The sequence below is a fragment of the Streptomyces sp. SID13666 genome (assembly GCF_010548325.1).
GTDB classification, from domain to species: domain Bacteria; phylum Actinomycetota; class Actinomycetes; order Streptomycetales; family Streptomycetaceae; genus Actinacidiphila; species Actinacidiphila fildesensis.
Genome location: NZ_JAAGLX010000004.1, coordinates 138042 through 159145 on the forward strand (window position 1 = coordinate 138042; position 21104 = coordinate 159145).

Below are 21104 nucleotides of genomic sequence, written 5' to 3' on the forward strand. Positions count from 1 at the left end.
GGTCAGAAGGAGTCGGCACAACATGAAGGGGCGCACCCCTGACGGGTGCGCCCCTTCACCGTTCGCGCCGCGCAGGCGGACTAACTCCAGTTGTCCTGGGCGTCCTCGGCCGCGTCCCGGGCCTTGTCCTGGCCCATTTCGCGCATGTCGGCAGCCTTGTCGCGGGTCTCGTCCTCCATCTCGGCGGACTTGTCCTGCTGCTCGCCCATGGCCTCCTTGGCCTTGTTCGAGAGGTTGCCGGCCTTGTCCTTGAACTGGTCGAAAGCGCCCATGATCACTCCTCCTGGAGTTTGTGGGGATGGGGCCTCGACCAGACTGACACGGGTGGACATGCCTCGCATGTCGGGAGGAAATACCCAGGTCAGCTACCCTTTTGTCACCCTACGGAGCGTGATGACTGCGCTGCCTCGTCCGCCTCTCCGCCCCGTCCGACGAGCCCCCGCCGGGTGCCCGCCGTGGCGGCGAACCGCGGCTCGGCCCTGCGCATCTCCCGCTGCCCGAGCGCACCGCCGATGACCGACGGCAGATAGCCGCGCACCGACTGCATGCCACGCAGCCACCACTGCGCGTACACATGCGGCGAGCGCCGCTCGATCCCGGCCACGATCCGCTCGACGGCCGGCTCCAGCGGATACGTACGGTTCGCCGGCCAGGGCAGCTTGGCGCGCATGTGGCGCATGAGCTCGTCCTCGTCGGCGCCGCGCACCATGTCGGTGTCGGTCCAGCTCAGATACCCGACGCCGACCTTGACGCCCTTGTGGCCGACCTCGGCGCGCAGGCTGTGCGCGAACGACTCGACGCCCGCCTTGCTCGCGCAGTACGCGGTCATCATCGGGGCCGGGGTGATCGCCGCCAGCGACGCGATCTGCAGCAGATAGCCGCGCGAGGTGAGGAGCGCGGGCAGGAAGGCGCGGGCGGTGGTGACACTGCCCAGCAGGTTGACGTTGATGACCCGTTCGAACGCGACGGGGTCGGAGTCCAGGAACGGACCACCGGTCGCCACACCCGCGTTGGCGACCACGACGTCGATCCGCCCGAAGTGCTCCAGGATCTCGGCGGCGGCCCGCCGCATCGCCTCGAGGTCGGTGACATCGGCGACCCAGTGCGCCGCGCCGCCGCCGAGGCCCTCCGCCACCAGCTTGAGCTGGTCCGGCTCCAGGCCGACCAGCGCCAGCTTGGCACCGCGGCGGGCGAGCTTGCGCGCGAGCATCTCGCCCACCCCGCGGGCGGCGCCCGTGACCACCACGACCTGTCCGTTCAACGACTGGCTCATACCGTCTGCTCCTTCACGGAAAGGTTCTCCTGGACCGGCAGGTGGTCCCTGACCAGACCGCGGACGACGCCCGCGACCGCGGCCGTGCCTTCGATGGGTGTCATATGGCCGAGGCCTTCGAGTTCGGTCAGACCGACGCAGTGGGGCAGCGCGGCGGCCATGCCGCGCGCGTGCACCGGCGGGGTCAGCTTGTCAGCCGTGCCGACCAGGACAGCGGTCGGCGCGGTGATCCCGCGGAGCGCCGCGTCCAGGTCGAGTCCCGCCAGCACCCGTCCCCACGCGGAGCGCGGCCGGGTCCCGCAGGCATGCACGATACGGGCGGTCGCGGCGACCTGTTCCGGGGTCGAACCCGCCGCCATCACGCCGTACTTGAGCGCGGCGCGCGACATCCCGCTGACCGGCCCGAGCGGGGCGCGCGAGCCGAGCAGCAGCCGGTGGAAGCGGTCCCGGACCTTCTGGGAGCGGATCCGCTGCGGCAGCACCTGGGTCTCGGCGAGCAGCCGTCCGCTGCCGGTGCTGGCCAGCAGGGTGGCGGCCGTGCGGGAGCGGACGGCGGCGCGGCCGGAGGCGGCCATCAGCGTCATCCCGCCCATGGAGTGGCCGACCAGCACCGCCCGTTCCCCCTCGGGAACGACGGCCTGCAGCACCGCCGACAGATCGTCGGCCAGTACCCGTGTGCTGTAGCCGGTGCGATGCGGGGTGCCACTGCGGCCGTGTCCGCGCTGGTCGTAGGCGACCACCCGGAAGTCGGCCGCGAGGTCCCGGATCAGCGGCGCCCAGAAGATCGTGGAACAGGTCCAGCCGTGGATCAGGACGACGGTCGGCCGGTCGGCGGGCCCGTGCTCCTCGACGTGGATCCGGGTGCCGTCCGCCGAGTTCACGGCGAGCTCCCGGCGGGGAGCGGGGAGGGTGAACGGGCTGTCCGCCGCCGCTGCGCTCTTTGCGGTGATCCTGCTCATGACGCGGGCACCTCCACGGGCTCCACCGGCTCCGCCGTGCGCACGGGCGCCGGCACCAGGTCGTACTCTGCAAGCTTCAGTTCGCGGGTGGCCCGCCGGAATTCGGCCGTCGTGCCGGGCCAGGCCGTCGTGTTGCGGCCCTCGGCGTCCAGGTACCAGCTCTTGCAGCCGCCGGTGTTCCACACCGTCCGGGCGGTGCGCCGCTGCATCTCGGCGTTCCACGCCCTGACCGCCGCCGGCTTGGCGTCCAGCGCGGCCGCCCCGGTCCGCTCCAGGGTGCGCAGGTAGTCGGCGACGTAGTTGATGGACGACTCGATCATCAGGATCATCGAGCTGTTCCCGAGGCCGGTGTTGGGGCCGATGATCAGCAGCAGGTTCGGGAAGCCGTCGATCGTGGTGCCGCGCAGCGCCGCCATCCCGTCCTTCCAGTGCTCGGCCAGCGATCGGCCGCCGACGCCGGTGATCCGGTCGCCGATCGGCATGTCCGTCACATGGAAGCCGGTGCCGAAGACGATCGCGTCGACCTCGCGCTCGGTGCCGTCCGACGTGACGATCGTCGAGCCGCGCACCTCCTTGAGCGCCGAGGTGACCACCTCGGTGTTGGGCTGGGCGAGCGCCGGATAGTAGTCGTTGGAGAGCAGGATCCGCTTGCAGCCGATGGTGTAGTCCGGCGTCAGCTTCGCCCGCATCACCGGGTCCTTGATCGCGCGCCGCATGTGGTTCTTCGCGATCTGCTCGGTCGCCTTCATCAGCTGCGGGCGCTTGACGAACGCGCCGACCTGGAACTCCCTGATCAGCCAGAGCAGTCCGCGCCGCGCCTTCGCGGTGCCCGGCACCGTGCCGTGCAGCCACCGCTCGGCCTTGTTGATGCCACGGTCCATCCGCGGCATCACCCACGGCGGGGTGCGCTGCAGCACGGTCAGCGACTTCACCTGCGGCTGGATGGACGGCACGATCTGGATCGCGGAGGCGCCGGTGCCGACCATCGCGATGCGCTTGTCCTTGATGTCGAAGTCGTGGTCCCAGCGCGAGGAGTGGAAGACCGCGCCGGGGAACGTGTCGAGGCCCGGGATGTCCGGCAGCTTGGGGTCGGACAGCGGGCCGGTGGCGGAGACGACGACATCGGCCGTCAGGTCGCCCTGCGTGGTCCGTATGTGCCAGTGCTTGGCCTCGTCGTCCCAGCTCGCCTGGAGCACCTCGGAGTCGAACCGCAGATGCGGCCGCAGCCCGAAGGTGTCGGTGACCCGCTCCAGATAGGCGCGGATGTGCGGCTGTCCGGAGAACGTACGGGGCCAGTCCGCGTTCGGCGCGAAGGAGAACGAGTACAGGTGGGAGGGAACGTCGCAGGCGCATCCCGGGTAGCTGTTGTCCCGCCAGGTCCCGCCGACCGAGCCGGCGCGTTCGAGGATCACGAAGTCCGTGATGCCCTCCCGCCGCAGCCGGACGGCCGCGCCGAGCCCGCCGAACCCTGATCCGATCACCGCCACCCGCACGTGCTCAGCCATGGCGCCGCCTCCCTGCCTCAATCACGCCAGCAATCACTGGCACGATCCGTACGGTAGACCACTGAGGTTACCGGCGGTAGGGGTCAGGCCCACCCAAGACGAAACGGACCCCGGGCGGGGTGTGCGCACCCGCCCGGCACCCGCGCACCGGCCCCGGCGCGCTCCGGGGAGCGCATAGGCTGACGAGGTGGCCGAGGACGTGCAGGAGACCAGGGAGCAGCCCGAGGAGCGGAAGCCGGGGCAGGAATACCGGATGGAGGCACTGGCCGAGGCGGCCGGTATCCCCGTGCGCACCGTTCGCTTCTACCGCGAGCGCAAGCTCATCCCGCCACCGCGCCGCGAGGGCCGTATCGCCTGGTACAACGAGGCCCATCTCGCCCGGCTGCACACGATCGCCGCCCTCCTGGAGCGGGGCCACACCCTCGGCGGCATCGCCGAGCTGATCGGCGCGTGGGAGAACGGCCGGACCCTCGACGGCGTCGCCGAACTCCTGGGCCTGGAAGGCGCGTTGATCACGCCCTGGTCGGAGGAGACCCCGGTCAGGCTCACCCCCGAGGCCCTCGCCGACTACTTCGGCGAGGACGTCACCCCGGAGAACCTGACGACCGCCCTCGACATCGGCTACATCGCCGTCGACGGCGAGAACGTCGTCCACACCAGCCGCCGGCTGCTCGACGCGTCGGCCGCCCTGGTCCGCGAGGGCGTCCCGCTGGCCGCCGTTCTGGAGACGGGCCGCGCCGTACGCGTCCATGTGGACGCGCTCGCCGATCTGTTCACGGTGCTCATCCGCAAGCACGTGGTGGACGCCGCCGCCGTCGACCACCTGCCGCCGGGCGAGGTGACCCGGCTCGCCGAGGCGCTGGAACGGCTGCATCCGCTGGCCAAGAACGTGGTCGACGCGGAGCTGTCGCTGGCCATGGACCGGCGCGTCAGGACCGAGCTGGAGAGCTGGCTGCAGGACCACGCGGCGCCCGGGGCCGCACCCGGCCCGACCCCGCCGGCCACCCCCGCTCCATAAGCCGCACTTTCGGCCGCCCCGCTCCGACCGAAGAGCGGACCCGGCGGCCGTACCAGCGGTGGCGGAACCCGGCACCGCGTCCAATCCTGAGGGGGACCCGCCCCCTGCGCAGGAGGTACCGGCCCGATGACCACGCTCGCCGAGGCCGGACCCGCGACGGGACCGCCCACGGGCCCGTCCTCGCTCAGCCGCCGCCAGACCAACGTCGTCTTCGTGACGATCGTCCTCGGCATGCTGCTGGCGGCACTCGACCAGACCATCGTCTCCACCGCCCTGCCGACCATCGTCGCGGACCTCGGCGGCGCCGGTCACATGGCCTGGGTGGTGACCGCGTACCTCCTGGCCGAAACCGTCTCCACCGTCCTCGTCGGCAAGTTCGGTGACCTGTTCGGCCGAAAGATCGTCTTCCAGCTCAGCGCGGTCGTCTTCGTCGGCGGATCCGTCCTCGCGGGCGCCGCCAACGGCATGGGCATGCTGATCCTCGCCCGCGCGATCCAGGGCATCGGCGGCGGCGGTCTGATGGTGACCGCGATGGCCCTGATCGCCGACGTCATCCCGCTGCGCGAACGCGGCAAGTACCAGGGCGCGCTCGGTGCGGTCTTCGGCGTCACCACCGTGGTCGGCCCGACGCTCGGCGGGCTCTTCACCGACCACGCCTCCTGGCGCTGGTGCTTCTACGTCAACGTGCCCGTCGCCGTCGTCATGCTCGTGATGGCCGCGCGGACGATCCCCTCGGTCAAGGCCGCCACCCGCCCCACCATCGACTACCTGGGCATCGTGTTGGTGGCGCTCGGCGCCTCCGGTCTCGTGCTGGCCCTGGAGTGGGGCGGCAATGAGTACGCGTGGGGCTCGGCGACCATCATCGGCCTCTTCGTCGGCTCCGTCGTGGCGCTCACCGCGTTCGTCTTCGTGGAACTGCACGCCAAGGAACCGATGCTCCCCATGCATCTGTTCCGCAGCCCCGTCTTCACGATCTGCTCGGTGCTGAGCTTCATCGTCGGCTTCGCGATGCTGGGCGCTCTGACCTACCTGCCGACGTATCTGCAGTACGTGGACGGGGTGTCCGCGACGATGTCGGGCGTCCGCACGCTCCCCATGGTCGTCGGGCTGCTCGGCACCTCGATGCTCTCCGGCATCGTCGTCAGCCGCACCGGCCGGTACCGGATCTTCCCGATCGTCGGCACCGGCGTCATGGCCATCGGCCTGTACCTGATGTCCACCATGGGCCCGTCCACCGGCGTCTGGCTGGAATCCCTCTACATGCTCGTGCTCGGCCTCGGTATCGGGCTGGCCATGCAGGTGCTCACCATCGCCGTGCAGAACACCGTGCCCTACCACGAGCTGGGCTCCGCGACCTCGGGCGTCACATTCTTCCGGACCCTGGGCAGCGCCTTCGGCACCGCCATCTTCGGCACGCTCTACAGCAACCAGCTCGGGCCCAACCTCGAAAAGGCCTTCGCCCAGTCGCCCGGCATCAGCCCCGCCGCCGTACAGAGCCCGGCCGCCCTGCACGCGCTGCCCGCCGACCGCATCACCCATATCGTCGACGCCTACGCCGACACCGTGAACTACGTCTTCCAGTGGGTCGTACCGGTCGCCCTCGTCGGCTTCGTCGTCGCCTGGTTCCTCAAGGAGGTGCCGCTGCGCGACAGCGCCAGGGCCGGCGCCTCCGACATGGGTGACGCCTTCGCCGCCCCCAACTCCGCGGACGCCGACCGGCAGCTGGAGCGCTCCATCGCCCGCGTGATGCGCCGGGCCAAGGCCGAGGAGCCGGTCTCGCTGCGGATCCTCGCCGACTCGGGCAGCCACCTCACCCCCGGTCAGGCCTGGGCCCTCGGGCAGATCCACTGGCGCGGCAGACTCCAGGGCGGAGCCCGGCTCAGCACCGTCGCCAAGGCCCACCGGATGCCCGGAGAGGTCCTCGAACCGGCCTTCTCCAGGATCGCCCAGGCCGGCTACGCCGATTTCGACGGCGAGCAGCTCGCCATCACCGACTCCGGCCGGGCGCAGATCGACCTCCTCGCCGGAGCGTGGCGCCGCTGGCTCGACGAGCGCCTGGACGACTGGGACGTCGCGGATCCGGCCGACCGGGCGCGCCTCGACCGGGCCGTCGACGGCATCGCGCGCCGCCTCCTGGACGAGGAGGAGGCGCATCTCGAGCGCACCGCGCTGTGAACTGCGAAGGTGGAGAAAGAGCCGCAGGCACGGCAGCACCGCACCGCCTGATGACCGCACCGCCCGATCACCGCATCGCCGCATTGAGGAGGCACCCCATGGACCAGCCCGACGACACCAAGGCAGAACAGGCGATCCTCTCCAGGATCAAGGCCATGGTCGCGGACGAGAAGGCCCTGCGTGAGCAGCTGACCGACGGCAGTATCGACGTGGCCACCGAACAGGCCAGGCTCGGCGCCCTGGAACGCGAGCTCGACCAGTGCTGGGACCTGCTGCGCCAGCGCCGCGCCAAGGGCGAGGCCGGCGAGGACCCGGGCCAGGCCACCGTCCGGTCGGAAATCACCGTGGAGGGCTACACCTCATGACGGGAAGCGCCGAAGTGCCGATTCCCGAGGGGGCGAAGGCCTATCCGGGGGACGGCATCACGGTCACCTTCGAGGCCGGCCGCTGTCTGCACTCCGGTGAGTGCGTGCGCGGCCTCCCCGAGGTCTTCGACACCGCCAAGCGCCCGTGGATCCGGCCCGACCGCGCTCCCGCCGATCTCGTCGCGCAGGTCATCCGGCGCTGCCCCTCGGGCGCGCTGCAGTACCGGCTCGACGGCGGGCACCCTGAGGAGCCGACCCACCCGACCGAGATCAGCCGCTCCTCCTCCGGCGGCATCACCATCCGCGGCGACCTCGTCATCCATACGGACGGCGAGGCCAGGACCGAGACCCGCGCCGTCCTGTGCGGCTGCGGCGCCACGGGCCACGCGCCGTACTGCGACCGCACCGGCCCCTGCGGAACGGCGACCGGCTGACGGTCCGTTCCGCACGGTCCGTTCTGCACGGTCCGTTCCGCACGGGCCGTTCCGCACGGGCCGTTCCGCACGGGCCGTTCCGCACGGGCCGTTCCGCACGGGCCCGAGGGCCTGTCCGGCCAGGATTCAGGACGTGAACAACGCCTGCATCTCGCCGTATCCGGGCCCCTCCACCACCGGGGTGCAGGTGCCGTCCGTCAGGAACTCACGTGCCTCCTGCCGCACCACGCCGTACGCGGCCTCAGCCATCCGGCCGCCGATGCTGACGCGCGCCGCTCCGGCGCCGCCGAGTTCGGCGACGGACGGGCCGCCCGGTCCTGTGAGGATGTTGAGCGGGGCGGCGATGCCCTTCGCCAGTTCGGCGACGACCGCGAGATCGGTCACCCCGGGGACGAAGATCCCGTCCGCGCCCGCCTCGATGAAGGCGGCGGCACGGTCGAGCGCCACCCCGAGCCGCGACTCCGGCGCGCCGACGGCACCGAGGTAGACATCGGTGCGCGCGTTGATGAAGAGCGGGACGCCCGCCTCGTCCGCGGCCTTGCGGGCGGCGGCGATCCGTTCCACCTGCTCCGCGAGGGTGCGCAGCGGCTCGGGCCCGTTCACGAGCGCGTCCTCGATGTTGATGCCGGCCGCCCCGGCGGCGAGCACCCCGCGCACGGTCTCGGCGACACCGGCCGCGTCGTCCGCGAAACCGCTCTCGATATCGGCGGACACCGGCACGCCGACCCCTGCCGCGACCCGGCCGATGAGCGCGAGCGCCAGCTCGCGGGGCAGCCGGTCACCGTCGGCGTAGCCGAGGCTCCAGGCGACGCCGCAGCTGGTGGTGGCGACGGCTGCCGCCCCCGCCTCCTCGATGATCCGCGCGCTGGCGACGTCCCAGGCGTTGGCGAGGGCGAGCGGCCGGTCGGCGGTGTGCAGGGAGTGGAGGAGCTGGGCCTTGTCACGGAGGTTCGACGTAGTCATGGGGACAGTCCATCACCGCCCTGTGACATCGTCCGGCAGTTCTGCGACATCGACGTCGACATCCACGTCGCGGTGCGGAGGCCGGGCTACCCGCGAGCTACATGTCGGATTCTCGCTAGACCGGTGCCGTGACCCGGGGCGATGCTTGAGCCATGCACACCGACTTCGAGCGCTGCGTACGAGCCGTGCAGTCGAAGGACGCCCGGTTCGACGGATGGTTCTTCACCGCGGTGCTGACGACCAGGATCTACTGCCGGCCCAGCTGCCCCGTGGTGCCGCCCAAGGTCAGGAACATGAGCTTCTACCCGAGCGCGGCGGCCGCGCAACAGGCCGGCTTCCGGGCCTGCAAGCGCTGCCGGCCGGACGCGAGCCCGGGTTCGCCGCAGTGGAACGAGCGGGCGGACCTCGTGGCCCGGGCCATGCGGCTGATCGCGGACGGCGTCGTCGACCGGGACGGCGTCCCGGGGCTCGCCGCCCGGCTCGGCTACAGCACGCGGCAGGTGGAGCGGCAGCTGCTCGCCGAACTCGGCGCGGGGCCACTGGCGTTGGCGCGGGCACAGCGCGCGCAGACCGCCCGGCTGCTGATAGAGACGACGACGCTGCCGATGGGGGAATCCGCCTTCGCGGCGGGCTTCTCCAGCATCCGCACCTTCAACGACACCGTTCGCGAGGTCTTCGCCCTCTCCCCCACCGAACTGCGCGCCCGCGTCGCCAAGGGCCGCCCGGCCGCCACACCCGGCGAACTGTCGCTGCGGCTGCCCTTCCGGGCCCCGCTGTGCCCGGACAACCTCTTCGGACATCTGGCGGCGACGGCGGTGCCTGGCGTCGAGGAGTGGCGCGACGGCGCGTACCGCCGCACCCTGCGGCTGCCGCACGGCCCCGGCATCGTCAGCCTGCGCCCGCAGCCCGATCACATCGCGTGCCGGCTGCGCCTGACGGACCTGCGCGATCTGGCGCACGCCATCAGCCGCTGCCGGTGGACGCTGGACCTCGACGCGGACCCGGTCGCGGTCGACGCGCAGCTGGGCAAGGACCCGGTGCTGGCACCGCTGGTCGCCAAGGCACCGGGCCGCCGGGTGCCGAGGGTCGCGGACGGGCCGGAGTTCGCGGTGCGCGCGGTGCTCGGCCAGCAGATCTCGACGGCCGCCGCGCGGACGCACGCCGGACGGCTGGTGACGGCGTACGGCGAGCCCGTCGAGGATCCGGCGGGCGGGCTGACCCATCTGTTCCCCGACCCGGCGGCGCTGGCCGCCCTCGACCCGGCGGCGCTCGCCATGCCGCGGACCCGCCGCACCACCCTCACCACACTGGTCACCGCCCTGGCCGGTGGCGAACTCGACCTCGACGTCGGCAGCGACTGGCAGCGCGCCCGCGCGCAGCTCTCCGCGCTGCCGGGGTTCGGCCCGTGGACCGTCGAGTCGATCGCGATGCGCGCGCTCGGCGACCCGGACGCGTTCCTGGCGAGCGACCTCGGAATCCGCTTCGCCGCGAAGGAGTTGGGACTGCCCACCACCCCCGCCGCCCTCACCCGCCATGCCGCCGCCTGGGCGCCGTGGCGCGCCTACGCCGTCCAGTACCTGTGGGCGACCGGCGACCACGCCATCAACACCTTCCCCGTGAACGGAGCCGCGTGATGTCCACCCGCACCCACACCGTGACCGATTCCCCCTGCGGCCCGCTGACCCTCGTCGCCCTCGACGGAACCCTCTGCGGCCTGTACATGACGCAGCAGCGGCACCTCCCCGCCGAGGAGACCTTCGGCGACCGCGACGACTCCGCCTTCGGCGCCGTCGAGGAGCAGCTCACCGCCTACTTCGCCGGGGAGCTGACCGACTTCGACGTCCCCTTGACGCTGCTGGGCACCCCGTTCCAGCAGCGCGTCTGGTCCGCCCTGCGGGACATCCCGTACGGCGAGACCCGCTCCTACGGGCAGCTCGCCGACCTCCTCGGCAACGCCGGCGCCTCCCGCGCGGTCGGGCTCGCCAACGGCAAGAACCCGATCGGCATCATCGTCCCCTGCCACCGCGTCGTCGGCGCCGACGGCTCCCTGACCGGCTACGGGGGCGGCCTCGACCGCAAGCGCTACCTCCTCGCCTTCGAGAACGGCACCCACGAGCCGACGGCGCTGTTCTGACCCCGGACGCCCGCCGACTCGGGCGGCGGGGCCGGTCAGGCCATCCAGTGCGGGCGGCTCACCGCCGACGCCAGCGGCCGGCCCGCCGCGTCGTCCATCGCCAGCGCGACCCGCTGGACGGCCTCGTCCAGCGTGCCGCCCGGCAGCGTGAACGGCAGCCGCAGCCGGTGCTCGAACGTCCCCGGCTCCGCGCCGAAGCGTGATCCGCCCTCGATCCGCACCCCGTACCCGGCGGCCCGTTCCGCCAGCGCCGTGGCGACCGGCTCGCCGAGGTCCACCCACAGGGACAGGCCGCCCGGCGGGAGCCGCCAGCTCCACTCGGGGATGTCGCGGACGAGTGCGGCGACCAGCGCGCCACGCCGGTCGCGCGCCTCGGCGACGCGGGCCGCGACGAGTTCGTCCATGCGGCGCAGCAGCGGCAGCGCGACGAGCTGGTCGATCACCGAACCCGCCATGTCCATCGACACCCGGAGGCCGGCGAGTTCCGTCACGAGACGCGGGGTGGCACGCAGCCAGCCGATCCGCAGCCCGCCCCAGTGGCTCTTGCTCATCGAGCCGATGGTGATGACGTGATCGGCGCCGCCGCGTGCCGCGTGGGAGGCGAACGGCGCGGGCGGCGGCACGTCGATCGCGAGGTCGGTGATGGTCTCGTCGGCGACGAGCCACGTCGACGACCGCTGGGTGGCGCGGATCAGTTCGGCCCGCTGTGCGGGCGGCATGAGATTGCCGGTCGGGTTGTGGAAGTCCGGGATCATGTAGGCGAGGCGCGGCACCGCCTGGCGCAGGGTCGCCTCGATGATCTCCATGTCCCAGCCGTCGTCCGAGACGGCGACGGGCACGGTACGCAGCCGCGCGCGGCGGATGGAGTCGAGGGCGTTGGTGTAGGTGGGGTTCTCCACCAGCACCCGGTCGCCGGGACCGCAGAGCATCCCGACGGCCAGCCCCAGCGCCTGGAGGGCGCCGGAGGTGATGAGGATCTGGTCCGGCCGCGTCCTCAGTCCGCGGCGGGTGTACCGGTCGGCGACGGCGGCGCGCAGCTCCGGCAGGCCGTAGGGGTGGTATCCGGGGGTGTTCGCGTGCTGCGCCAGGAGCGGCGCGATCTCGGCGAGCGCGTCGGTCAGCACGTCCGAGGGCAGTCCGCCGACGGCGTTGGAGAGGTCGATCGCGCTCTCCGGCCGGGAGAGCCGGTCGAGTCCGGTGTGTCGGTGGCCTTCCGGAAGCACCGTCCAGGTCCCGGACCCGCGCCGGCTCTGGGCGTAGCCGCTCTCGCGCAGCAGGTCGTAGGCGGCGGTCACGGTGGCGCGGCTCAGCCCGAGGGTCGTCGCGAGCTCGCGTTCCGCTGGCAGTTTGACGCGCAGCGAGATGCGTCCGTCCAGGACGAGGGCGCGGATCGCCTGCGCCAGGCCCCGGTACACGGGCCGGTCCCCGGCCGCGGGACCCGTCAGATCGGGGAGCAGCGCGGCCAACTGCCTGCTGCCCAGCGGTATGCCGGAGGGCGCGTTCGTGGGCGAGCCCGGCGCCGGCGCCTGCGGTGTGCCCGCACTCTGGACGGTCCCCATGTCTGCCATGCCAATCTCCCGCGAATGGCCCTGCCCCGCAGGCCAATTCCCCCCAAGAATCGTTCAAGTGGCCCGCCGTGGCAAGGGCGGTACGGGCCCGGAACACGATGACGAGGGGGAATGTCCGGATGTCGAGGATCCTCACCGACAGCTATGAGCGGGAGCTCCAGCACCGGCACGAGCAGCGCAACACCACCGGTACGGGCCGGGCGTTCCACCGGTCGTTCCACCGGTGGATCGGCCAGGTCGGCCAGGTCGGCCTCCTGGTGCGGGCCAGGAGACAGCCGCGCGGCACGTAGCCGGCGGCACAGTGCCCGGGGGACACGGGGCTCCGCGGGTACGACACAGGGCCCGGCGATTCGCCGGGCCCTGTCCTGCGCGCCATCCCCCCGTCCCCACGGGGCGGGCGCGTCATGGGGCCGCCGTCGAGCTCTCCGCCAACCGGCGGCCCCAGCTGGTGTGCCGCGTCAGACGCGGCTCGGCTCCGGTGCCCGCTCGGGCGCGGAACCGGCGGCCTGCGCCGCCAGGTTCTTCTGGAGCTGCTCGCCCTCGACGTCGACGTTGGGCAGGGCCCGGTCGAGCCAGCGCGGCAGCCACCAGGCGGCCTTGCCGAGCAGGGCGAGGACCGCCGGGACGACGGCCATACGCACCACGAACGCGTCGAACGCGACGGCGATGGCGAGACCGAAGCCCATCATCTTGATCATCGATTCCGACGAGCCGATGAAGCCCGCGAAGACGCTGATCATGATGACCGCGGCCGCGGCGACCACCCGGGCGCCGTGCGTGAAGCCGGTGACGATCGCCTGTCCCGGCTTCTCGCCGTGCACGTACGCCTCACGCATCCGGGTGACGAGGAAGACCTCGTAGTCCATCGCGAGACCGAACACCACACCGATCATGAAGATCGGCATCATGCTCATGATCGGCCCGGTCTGCTCGACCCCGAGCAGGCTCGCGAGCCAGCCCCACTGGAAGACCGCGACGACGGCGCCGAGGGCCGCGACCACCGAGAGCAGGAAGCCGAGGGCCGCCTTCAGCGGTACCAGCACCGAGCGGAAGACCACCATCAGCAGCAGGAACGCCAGGCCGACGACGAGCGCCAGGTACGGCAGCAGCGCGTCGTTGAGCTTCTGCGACACATCGATGTTCATGGCCGTCGTGCCGGTGACCAGCGTCACGGCGCCCGTCTCGGACTTCAGCCCGGCCGCCTGGCCGCGGATGGTGTGGACCAGGTCCTCGGTCTCCAGGCCACTGGGCTTGGACTTCGGGACGACCGTCAGCATCGCGGTGTCGCCGGCCTTGTTGAACGCGGGCTCGGTGACCTTCTCGACGTCTCCCATCCCGGAGATGGTCCGGGAGATCTTGTCGAGAGCGGCCTTCGGGTCGTCGCTGTGCGCGGCGTCCACGGCGATCATCAGCGGGCCGTTGAAGCCGGGGCCGAAGCCGTCCGACAGCAGGTCGTACGCCTTGCGCTGCGTGGTGCTGACGGGCTGCGACCCGTCGTCCGGCAGGCCGAGCTCCAGGCTGGCCGCCGGGATGGCGATCGCGCCCAGGCCGAGCACACCCACCACCAGCACCCAGATCGGGCGGCGCAGGACGAACCTGGCCCAGCGGGTGCCCATGTTGGGCTTCTTCGCGGCGGAACCGGCCCCACCCGTGACGCCGTCGGAGGCGTCGTCCTTGATCCCCTTGAGGCCCTTGCGCACCTTGCGGCCGAGCACCCGGTGCTTGGCGAAGCCGAGCAGCGCCGGGATCAGGGTGAGAGCGATGAGGACCGCGATGGCGACCGTGCCGGCCGCCGCGAGGCCCATCTTGGTGAGCATCGGGATGTTGACGACGGCGAGGCCCGCGAGGGCGATCAGCACCGTGAGGCCCGCGAAGACCACCGCGGATCCGGCGGTGCCCACGGCCCGACCGGCAGCGTCCTCCGGTTCCCGGCCCTCGGTGAGTTCGTGCCGGAAGCGCGAGACGATGAAGAGCGCGTAGTCGATACCGACCGCGAGGCCGATCATCATCGCGAGGGTGGACGTGGAGCTGCCCAGGTCCAGGACGTTGGCGAGCGCGGTGATCGACGAGACACCGATGCCCACGCCGATGAGCGCGGTCAGCAGCGGCAGTCCCGCGGCGACCAGCGACCCGAAGGTGACCAGCAGAACGACCGCGGAGATACCGATACCGATGATCTCGGTGGCGCCGGTCTCGGGCATCGCCTGCAGCGCGTCACCGCCGATCTCGACGGTGAGCCCGGCGTCACGGCCGTGCTGCGCGGCGTCCTTGAGCGCCTCGCGGTCCGCGTCGGTCAGCTCCATCGAGGTGAGCTTGTACTTCACGGACGCGTAGGCGGTGCTGCCGTCCTTGCTGACGGCCTTCGACTCGAAGGGGTCGGCGACGGAGCTGACCTGCTTGCCGGTCTTCAGCTCCTTGACGACGTTCTCGACGGCGGCCTTCGGCGCGCCGACGTCCACCTTCTGCCCACCGGGGGCCGTGAACACCACCCGCGCGGAGGCACCGTTGGCGCTGGCGTCCGGGAAGCGCTGCTCCATCAGGTCGAAAGCCTTCTGGGCCTCCGTGCCGGGTATCGAGAAACTGCTCGACGTGGAAGTGGAGGCCGAGGCGGCGCCGACTCCGGCGAGTACCAGCAGAGCCACCCATGCGAGGGCCACATACCAGCGTCGCCTGAAGGCGAACCGGCCGAGTTTGTAAAGGAAAGTAGCCACGAGTCGCGGCGCTCCCGTCAGGTCGAGGAAAAAAGGGCGTACGGTGCCTGCCCGACGACGAGAGCGGCGTGTCAGGTGGGGCCTTGTTCCGGTGTGATCTTGTGCCGGTGGGGTCTTGTTCCGGTGGATCGGGCGGTGGGATCAGGCGGTTGATCCCACCGGTCGGATCAGGTCAGACGCAGGGCGGGGAGTACCACCGCGTCGATGTATCGGAAGGCGAATTCGGGGTCGGGTTCGACTCCCTCGATCAGCGGCCGCCCCATCGCGGCGCCGATCAGCATGTGCGGTACGAAATGCCTGGCGGGCACGTCGGCCGCCAGTTCGCCTCGTTCCACGGCACGTTGCAACATGCCGTCGAAGGCGGCCATTTCCGGTTCGATGAGCAGTTGCCGCAACGCCTGGAAGAGGTCCGGATTCTGATGTGCGGCCTGTCCGAGCGCCCGCATCAGTTCGTTGTCCCGCTTCGAGTCGCCCGTCGCGTCATGGCACCGCACCAGTTCGCGCAGGTCGCCCCGCACCGATCCGGTGTCGATGTCCTCGATCCGCACCGGCTTGGTGTGCCGCAGCGCGGTCGCCACCAGTTCGGGCTTGCCCTTCCACTGGCGGTAGAGCGTGGCCTTGCTGGAGCGGGTGCGCGAGGCGATCGCGTCCATGGTGAGCGCCTCGTAGCCCACCTCCCGCAGCATCTCGACCACCGCGGCGTAGAGCTCCTGCTCGCGTTCGGGCGTGAGCCTGGTGCGGCGTGCCGGGGCATCCGTCGACATCCTCGGCCTCCATCCAAACGAAACGGTTTCGTACAGCTGACTCCCAGAGAGTAGAACACCACCCATCGAAACGGAAACGTTTCGATGGGTGGTGTGGGTCACGTTGTCCGGCTTTACGGCCGGCGCGCCGCCCCTTACGCCCGGTTTGCCGCCCGCCGCGCCAAGACCGGAGGGACTTCGGACGGCTCAGATCCAGCCGTCCAGCGAACGAAAGAACCCGTCGAAGTCGTCGCGGTGGATGGTGTGGCCGGCGCCCACGACCGTACGGATCCCGAAGCCGCGCTCACTGAGCAGCCCCGCGTCGTCCGGGCCGATCAGGAAGCTGTTCTCGGCGAGCTGCACGAGCGACGGGACGGCGGGCTTCTGCGGCAGATAGCCGGTCAGCGGCCGGCCACCCAGGAAGGCGGCGGAGTCGGTGTCCCACAGCGCCAGGGTGGCGAGTTCCACCTCGATGTCCGCCTCCTCCCAGCGTGGGTTCAGGCCGGCGATCTGCTCCCGTGTGGCCCGGGCGAAGTGGACGAAGATCGCCGGGTCGACCTGCTGAGCGGGGTCCGCCGAGGCCCAGGCCGGGTCGGAGTAGACGGCCCGCGCCGGCGCGAGGCGCTCGGCGGCGAGCGACAGCGCCAGCCCACCCAGCGAGTGCCCGACCGCCAGCTCCGCGCCGCCCGGCAGCGTCTCGACGAGGTCCTCGGCGAACAGCTCGGGGCTGTACTCGCCGCGCGGGCTCTCACCGTGACCGCGCAGGTCCACGGCGATGACGCGGTAGCCCCGGTCCGCGAGCGCGGGACCGACCCGGCGCCAGGTGCGGTGGTCGGACATGATGCCGTGGACCAGGAGCGCGATCCGGTCGCCGGTGCCCCACTCGCGGGTGTTGAGCTTCATGGTGTTGATGCCTCTCCTGCTGTTGGGGTGCTGCCGGACTGCCGGGGGCTCCGACGGAGGGTTCGGTCCCATCTTCGGGCGCGGGGCGGTGACACCTGTCGCATGACACGTGTAACTATATGTGTAGCATCCACCCCGAACTCTCGGCCAGACCGGATCTCTGAAAAGATGCCGAGCGGAATGACACAGTCACCCGAGCCCACGAGCCCCCCGGCCACGCCGACCAGCACCGATGTCGCGCGCCTCGCCGGTGTGTCCCGCGCCACCGTCTCGTACGTCCTGAACGCCCAGGCCGCGGGCCGCGTCAGCACGCGGACCCAGGACCGGGTGCGCGCCGCCGCGGAAGAGCTCGGCTATGTGCCGCACGCCGCAGCCCGCACCCTGCGGGCCGGGCACTCCGGCCTCGTCCTGCTGACCACCCCGGCCACCCCGATCCCCAGGATCGGCGCGCTCTTCGGCGACTTCCTGATGGAACTGCAGGGCGCTCTGCACCAGCTCGGCTACACCAGCGTCTGGCACGGCCCCGTCGCGGGCGCCGGAGAGCAGGCCGCGCGCGCCTGGGCGGAACTGCGCCCGGCCGCCGTCCTCGCCCTGCCGGGCACCGGCCTGACCCCGTCCGCCGTCGAGCTGCTCAAGCGCTCGGGCACCCGCGCCGTGCTCACCCTCGGCATGCAGCCGGTGGCGGGCGCGCACGCCCTGCTCCTCGACCAGGAGATGCTCGGCGCCCGCGCCGGCACCCATCTGCTGGAGCGCGGCCGCCGCCGGATCGGCGTCATCATGCCGACCGAGTCGGGCCTCGACCTCTTCAGCGTTCCCCGCCTCGCCGGCGTCCGGGCGGCCGCCACCCTCGAGACCGGCACCCACGTCGAGCCGCTCACGCTGGACTGCACCGAGGAATCGGCGGCCGAACTCGCCGCCCGCTGGCCCCGGCTCGGCCTCGACTCCCTCTTCGCGTACAACGACGAGTACGCGATGCTCGTGATGCGCGCCTTCCAGGACGCCGGCCTGGCCATCCCCGGCGACCTCGCGATCGTCGGCGCCGACGACCTCCTCCTGGCCCGCCTGCTGCGCCCCCGCCTCACCAGCGTCCACTTCGACACCATCCCCACCGCCCGCATCGTGGGCCTGGTCGACCGCGCCATCCGCGAGCCGGAAACGGCCCCGGAGACCCACCAGTTGACCCGTGTCGTCGTAGCGGCCCGCGACTCCGGCTGACCCCCACCCGCCCCACGAACGCGCCCCACGGACCCGCCCAGCCGCCCCGCGCACCCCCGCAGGACCCCGGAATCACCCCGAACACCAAAAAGCCCCTGGCGGGTTTCCCCGCCAGGGGCTTCGAGCTGCGGTGGACCTGTGGGGATTTGAACCCCAGACCCCCTCGATGCGAACGAGGTGCGCTACCAGACTGCGCCACAGGCCCTTGCAACGAGGAAAACGATAGCACCCTCTCGGGGGTGGTTGTTAACGAGATCCTCGCTGGTCACCGATCGCTCACTCGTTGGCGGCGCGCGGCCGGTCCGGGTCGGCGTACTGGTCGAACAAGGGGGTGCGGGAACGGTCGCGGGAGCGGCGGCCGGTGGTGGGGCGCGGGAGCTCGCGCTGCGGCTCCGGCTCGGGGGCCGCGGCCGGGGCCGGCGTGGCCTGCGGGTGGCCCGGCGTGGTGCCGGAACGGGCCGAGCTCCAGTTGCCCGGCGCGGTGAAGTCGATGCCGCCCGGGGTGCGGGGCGCGACCGGCGCCGTGACGTACGTGGGCAGCGGCACCGGTACGGGGTCCCAGCCGTCGTCGGGGGCCGCGTGCTGCTCGCGCTGCTGCTGGTCCACCCACTCCGCGTGATCGGTCTGCTCGACCAGGGCCCGCCGGTCCGCGGTGCGCGGCGAGGTGGCGGGCTCGGGCTCATCGTCGAGGTCCGGCTCGTCGGCCGCCTGGGGGCGCGGGCGGTCGCGCAGCCGCACGGCGGCGTCGGCGGCCCGGCGCTGGTCGATCTTGACCTCGAAGCGGCGGCGCTCCTGGCGGCGCAGATGGCCGATGTAGAGGGTCAGCAGCGCGGCGGGCGCCGCCGGCGCCCACAGGAACGCGAGGCCGCCCACGGCGGCGACGATCGCGCCGACGGTGAAGGCCAGGAAGAGGAGCGTGGTGGTGCGGCGACGGCGCGCGAGGACCTTGGCCCGGGGGTTGTGCACCGGGCCGGAACGCTGCGCCTTCTGATGCGCGGGGACGGGGTGGTGCGCCGGGGCGGACTGCTGGGCCGGAACGGCCGCCGGGGCGGGTTTGATCTCGGTCGCGGGCACGGCGAGGCCCCGGACGTCCACCACGTCGTCGACGGAGTCCGGTGCATCGGCGGGCTGATCGCTCTCATCGCGCGCTTTCGCGACGCGACGCTCCATCCCCGCCCTTCCGGACAGCAGCCGGATGGCGGTGCTGAAGCGTTCCGTCGGACGCGCTTCGTTGAGCTCATCCTGCCTACGGAGCCACATCGGCACCAAGTAGGCAGCCCAGGCCCCGACGATGACTGCGTAGATGAGGCCACTACTGCTCACGGATTACACGGTAGGTGCCACGGAGACACGCCATACGCAATTCCGCACGGTGTGTCGCACGATCTGGCTGATATGCCGAGATTTTTTTGTGATTGGGTTCATTTTCGAACATTTATTTTATTTCTGCGGCGTTCCCGGCCTGGCCTGCCGCCATCGGTTGAGCAGCCCCTCCGGCACTTCCTCCGCCGTCAACGCGAACACCAAGTGGTCACGCCACGCACCGTCGATGTGGAGATAGCGCGGGCGCGGACCCTCTTCGCGAAATCCGAGTTTTTCCACCACCCGTCGGCTGGGGGTGTTCTCCGGCCGGATGCACACCTCGACCCGGTGCAGCCCGACATGGCGGAAACAGTGGTCGACGGCGAGCGCGACGGAGGTCGGCATGACGCCGCGTCCGGCGACCGACCGGTCGACCCAGTAGCCGACATGGGCGGAGCACATCGAGCCCCAGGTGATGCCGGCGACGGTCAACTGACCGGCCAGCCGCCCCTGGTACTCGATGACGAAGGGCAGCATGCGGCCCGCGTTCGCCTCCGACCGCAGATGGCGCACCATCTGACGGTACGTGGGGCGCTGGATGACATGGCCGGGCGGCGCGGGCGGCACGGTGGCCTCCCACGGCCGCAGCCAGTCGCGGTTACGGCGGTTGACCTCGCGCCAGGAGCGCTGGTCGCGCATCCGGATCGGGCGGAGGGTGATGTCACCGTCCACCAGCTCGGCCGGCCAGGACGCGTTCAGCTCGCCCCTCTTTTCTGGCCGGTGGGCCCGGATTGCGGGTGGTCGCCGCCGCGGATCTGGTCGACGGCGTGGACGAGGAGCGGGGCGAGCACGTCCAGGCCGTCCTTGACGCCACCGGTCGAGCCCGGAAGGTTCACCACCAGGGTGCCGCCGGCGACGCCCGCGACGCCACGGGACAGCACCGCGGTGGGCACCTTCTCCCGCCCGGCGGCACGGATCGCCTCGGCGATGCCGGGGATCTCGTAGTCCAGCACCTCGCGGGTGACCTCCGGAGTGCGGTCGGTGGGCGAGATCCCGGTCCCACCGGTGGTCACGACGACGTCGTAGGAGGCCGCCACTGCGTCGCGCAGGGCCTGCCCGACGGGCTCCCCGTCCGGGACCACCCGCGGGCCGTCGGTCTCGAAGCCGAGAGCCCGCAGCGCAGCGACGATCAGCGGTCCGCCGCGGTCCTCGTAGACACCCGCGGCGGCGCGGTTCGACGCGGTGACCGCCAGCGCCCTCATGGCCGCTGCCAGTCGCCGGACTTGCCGCCGGTCTTCGTCTCGACCCGCACGTCGGTGATGACGGCGGCCTTGTCCACGGCCTTGACCATGTCGATGACGGTCAGGGCCGCGACGGTGACGGCGGTGAGCGCCTCCATCTCGACCCCGGTGCGGTCGGTGGTCCGCACGGTCGCGGCGATCTCCACGGCCTCGTCGGTGACGGCGAGGTCGAGCGTCACCCCGGACAGCGCGAGCGGATGGCAGAGCGGGATCAGGTCCGGCGTCCGCTTGGCGCCCATGATGCCCGCGATGCGCGCGGTGGCAAGGGCGTCGCCCTTGGGAACGCCCTCACCGCGCAGCAGCTCGATCACGCGCGGGGCGACGAGTACCCGGCCGGTGGCGCGGGCCGTGCGGGCGGTGACGTCCTTGCCGGAGACGTCCACCATCCGGGCCGCACCGGCCTCGTCGATGTGGGTGAGGTGCTCTTGCGCGCTGCTCATCGTTCTCCCGGTCCGGTCCTCTGGGCAGCCACCGTACCGGGAGGGCGGATCAAAAGGGCCGCAGGGCCTTCAACGGGAGGGCCCGGTCGATACCG

The 21104-nt window shown here is 71.8% G+C and carries 21 protein-coding genes and 1 tRNA gene; 8 read left to right on the forward strand and 14 right to left on the reverse strand.

Annotated elements, in window-relative coordinates:
* Positions 1 to 80 precede the first annotated feature (80 nt).
* The 4 genes from G3I60_RS09600 to G3I60_RS09615 all read right to left on the reverse strand — a co-directional run bounded on the left by G3I60_RS09600 (position 81) and on the right by G3I60_RS09615 (position 3737).
* Positions 81 to 272 (reverse strand): hypothetical protein, encoded by a 192-nt coding sequence (locus tag G3I60_RS09600; RefSeq protein WP_164294399.1) that lies wholly within the window; start codon positions 270 to 272, stop codon positions 81 to 83.
* 104 nt (positions 273 to 376) lie between these two features.
* Positions 377 to 1273 carry an SDR family oxidoreductase gene (locus tag G3I60_RS09605; RefSeq protein WP_138354720.1) on the reverse strand — a complete coding sequence of 299 codons (897 nt, stop codon included), beginning with the start codon at positions 1271 to 1273 and terminating at the stop codon, positions 377 to 379.
* A complete protein-coding gene (locus G3I60_RS09610) occupies positions 1270 to 2232 on the reverse strand; it encodes an alpha/beta fold hydrolase (RefSeq protein ID WP_164294398.1) in 963 nt (320 codons plus the stop codon). Before G3I60_RS09610 ends, G3I60_RS09605 begins: the two co-directional genes overlap by 4 nt.
* The gene (locus G3I60_RS09615) at positions 2229 to 3737 is read right to left on the reverse strand and encodes an NAD(P)/FAD-dependent oxidoreductase (RefSeq protein ID WP_164294397.1); all 1509 of its coding nucleotides are present in this window, start codon (positions 3735 to 3737) and stop codon (positions 2229 to 2231) included. The genes G3I60_RS09610 and G3I60_RS09615 overlap by 4 nt, the downstream gene beginning before the upstream one ends.
* A gap of 253 nt (positions 3738 to 3990) precedes the next feature.
* On the opposite strand from G3I60_RS09615, the gene G3I60_RS09620 reads away from it, so the two are divergent.
* From G3I60_RS09620 to G3I60_RS09635, 4 genes are all read left to right on the forward strand, one after another.
* Positions 3991 to 4755 carry a MerR family transcriptional regulator gene (locus G3I60_RS09620; RefSeq protein WP_164294449.1) on the forward strand — a complete coding sequence of 255 codons (765 nt, stop codon included), beginning with the start codon at positions 3991 to 3993 and terminating at the stop codon, positions 4753 to 4755.
* Positions 4756 to 4881: 126 nt separating this feature from the next.
* Positions 4882 to 6930, forward strand: a complete 2049-nt coding sequence (locus G3I60_RS09625; protein ID WP_164294396.1) for an MDR family MFS transporter — start codon at positions 4882 to 4884, stop codon at positions 6928 to 6930.
* Between the two features lie 98 nt (positions 6931 to 7028).
* The gene (locus tag G3I60_RS09630) at positions 7029 to 7295 is read left to right on the forward strand and encodes a DUF2630 family protein (RefSeq protein ID WP_138354724.1); all 267 of its coding nucleotides are present in this window, start codon (positions 7029 to 7031) and stop codon (positions 7293 to 7295) included.
* Complete coding sequence (locus G3I60_RS09635) at positions 7292 to 7729, forward strand: (4Fe-4S)-binding protein (protein WP_138354725.1); 438 nt, start codon at positions 7292 to 7294, stop codon at positions 7727 to 7729. The genes G3I60_RS09630 and G3I60_RS09635 overlap by 4 nt, the downstream gene beginning before the upstream one ends.
* Before the next feature lie 126 nt (positions 7730 to 7855).
* Here the strand turns inward: G3I60_RS09635 and G3I60_RS09640 are convergent, their stop codons facing one another.
* Positions 7856 to 8692: an isocitrate lyase/phosphoenolpyruvate mutase family protein gene (locus G3I60_RS09640; RefSeq protein WP_138354726.1), complete on the reverse strand. Its 837-nt coding sequence runs from the start codon at positions 8690 to 8692 to the stop codon at positions 7856 to 7858.
* Positions 8693 to 8844: 152 nt separating this feature from the next.
* Here G3I60_RS09640 and G3I60_RS09645 point away from each other — a divergent pair, with 152 nt between their 5' ends.
* Together G3I60_RS09645 and G3I60_RS09650 are read left to right on the forward strand one after the other, a co-directional pair.
* Positions 8845 to 10326 carry an AlkA N-terminal domain-containing protein gene (locus G3I60_RS09645; RefSeq protein WP_138354727.1) on the forward strand — a complete coding sequence of 494 codons (1482 nt, stop codon included), beginning with the start codon at positions 8845 to 8847 and terminating at the stop codon, positions 10324 to 10326.
* Positions 10326 to 10826, forward strand: coding sequence for a methylated-DNA--[protein]-cysteine S-methyltransferase (locus G3I60_RS09650; protein WP_138354728.1), 501 nt, complete (start codon positions 10326 to 10328; stop codon positions 10824 to 10826). The genes G3I60_RS09645 and G3I60_RS09650 overlap by 1 nt, the downstream gene beginning before the upstream one ends.
* A gap of 35 nt (positions 10827 to 10861) precedes the next feature.
* On the opposite strand, the gene G3I60_RS09655 is transcribed toward G3I60_RS09650, so the two are convergent.
* Positions 10862 to 12394, reverse strand: a complete 1533-nt coding sequence (locus G3I60_RS09655) for a PLP-dependent aminotransferase family protein (protein WP_239069671.1) — start codon at positions 12392 to 12394, stop codon at positions 10862 to 10864.
* Positions 12395 to 12513: 119 nt separating this feature from the next.
* On the opposite strand from G3I60_RS09655, the gene G3I60_RS09660 reads away from it, so the two are divergent.
* Positions 12514 to 12684, forward strand: coding sequence for a hypothetical protein (locus G3I60_RS09660; protein ID WP_164294393.1), 171 nt, complete (start codon positions 12514 to 12516; stop codon positions 12682 to 12684).
* Between the two features lie 168 nt (positions 12685 to 12852).
* Here the strand turns inward: G3I60_RS09660 and G3I60_RS09665 are convergent, their stop codons facing one another.
* The 3 genes from G3I60_RS09665 to G3I60_RS09675 all read right to left on the reverse strand — a co-directional run bounded on the left by G3I60_RS09665 (position 12853) and on the right by G3I60_RS09675 (position 16751).
* Positions 12853 to 15105 (reverse strand): MMPL family transporter, encoded by a 2253-nt coding sequence (locus G3I60_RS09665; RefSeq protein ID WP_164294392.1) that lies wholly within the window; start codon positions 15103 to 15105, stop codon positions 12853 to 12855.
* Between the two features lie 167 nt (positions 15106 to 15272).
* On the reverse strand, positions 15273 to 15869 hold the full coding sequence (locus tag G3I60_RS09670) for a TetR/AcrR family transcriptional regulator (RefSeq protein ID WP_138354730.1): 597 nt from the start codon (positions 15867 to 15869) through the stop codon (positions 15273 to 15275).
* A 186-nt stretch (positions 15870 to 16055) separates the two neighbouring features.
* Positions 16056 to 16751: an alpha/beta fold hydrolase gene (locus G3I60_RS09675; protein WP_138354731.1), complete on the reverse strand. Its 696-nt coding sequence runs from the start codon at positions 16749 to 16751 to the stop codon at positions 16056 to 16058.
* Between the two features lie 180 nt (positions 16752 to 16931).
* Here G3I60_RS09675 and G3I60_RS09680 point away from each other — a divergent pair, with 180 nt between their 5' ends.
* Complete coding sequence (locus tag G3I60_RS09680) at positions 16932 to 17966, forward strand: LacI family DNA-binding transcriptional regulator (RefSeq protein WP_164294391.1); 1035 nt, start codon at positions 16932 to 16934, stop codon at positions 17964 to 17966.
* A gap of 131 nt (positions 17967 to 18097) precedes the next feature.
* Here the strand turns inward: G3I60_RS09680 and G3I60_RS09685 are convergent.
* The 5 genes from G3I60_RS09685 to moaC form a co-directional block, all read right to left on the reverse strand.
* Positions 18098 to 18171 (reverse strand) — tRNA-Ala (locus tag G3I60_RS09685).
* A 71-nt stretch (positions 18172 to 18242) separates the two neighbouring features.
* A complete protein-coding gene (gene glpR / locus G3I60_RS09690; RefSeq protein WP_164294390.1) occupies positions 18243 to 19289 on the reverse strand; it encodes a gephyrin-like molybdotransferase receptor GlpR in 1047 nt (348 codons plus the stop codon).
* 117 nt (positions 19290 to 19406) lie between these two features.
* The gene (locus G3I60_RS09695; RefSeq protein WP_203672665.1) at positions 19407 to 20027 is read right to left on the reverse strand and encodes a GNAT family N-acetyltransferase; all 621 of its coding nucleotides are present in this window, start codon (positions 20025 to 20027) and stop codon (positions 19407 to 19409) included.
* Positions 20024 to 20530 carry a molybdenum cofactor biosynthesis protein B gene (locus G3I60_RS09700; protein WP_164294389.1) on the reverse strand — a complete coding sequence of 169 codons (507 nt, stop codon included), beginning with the start codon at positions 20528 to 20530 and terminating at the stop codon, positions 20024 to 20026. Before G3I60_RS09700 ends, G3I60_RS09695 begins: the two co-directional genes overlap by 4 nt.
* Positions 20527 to 21009 (reverse strand): cyclic pyranopterin monophosphate synthase MoaC, encoded by a 483-nt coding sequence (gene moaC / locus G3I60_RS09705; protein ID WP_138354735.1) that lies wholly within the window; start codon positions 21007 to 21009, stop codon positions 20527 to 20529. Before moaC ends, G3I60_RS09700 begins: the two co-directional genes overlap by 4 nt.
* Positions 21010 to 21104: the final 95 nt, after the last annotated feature.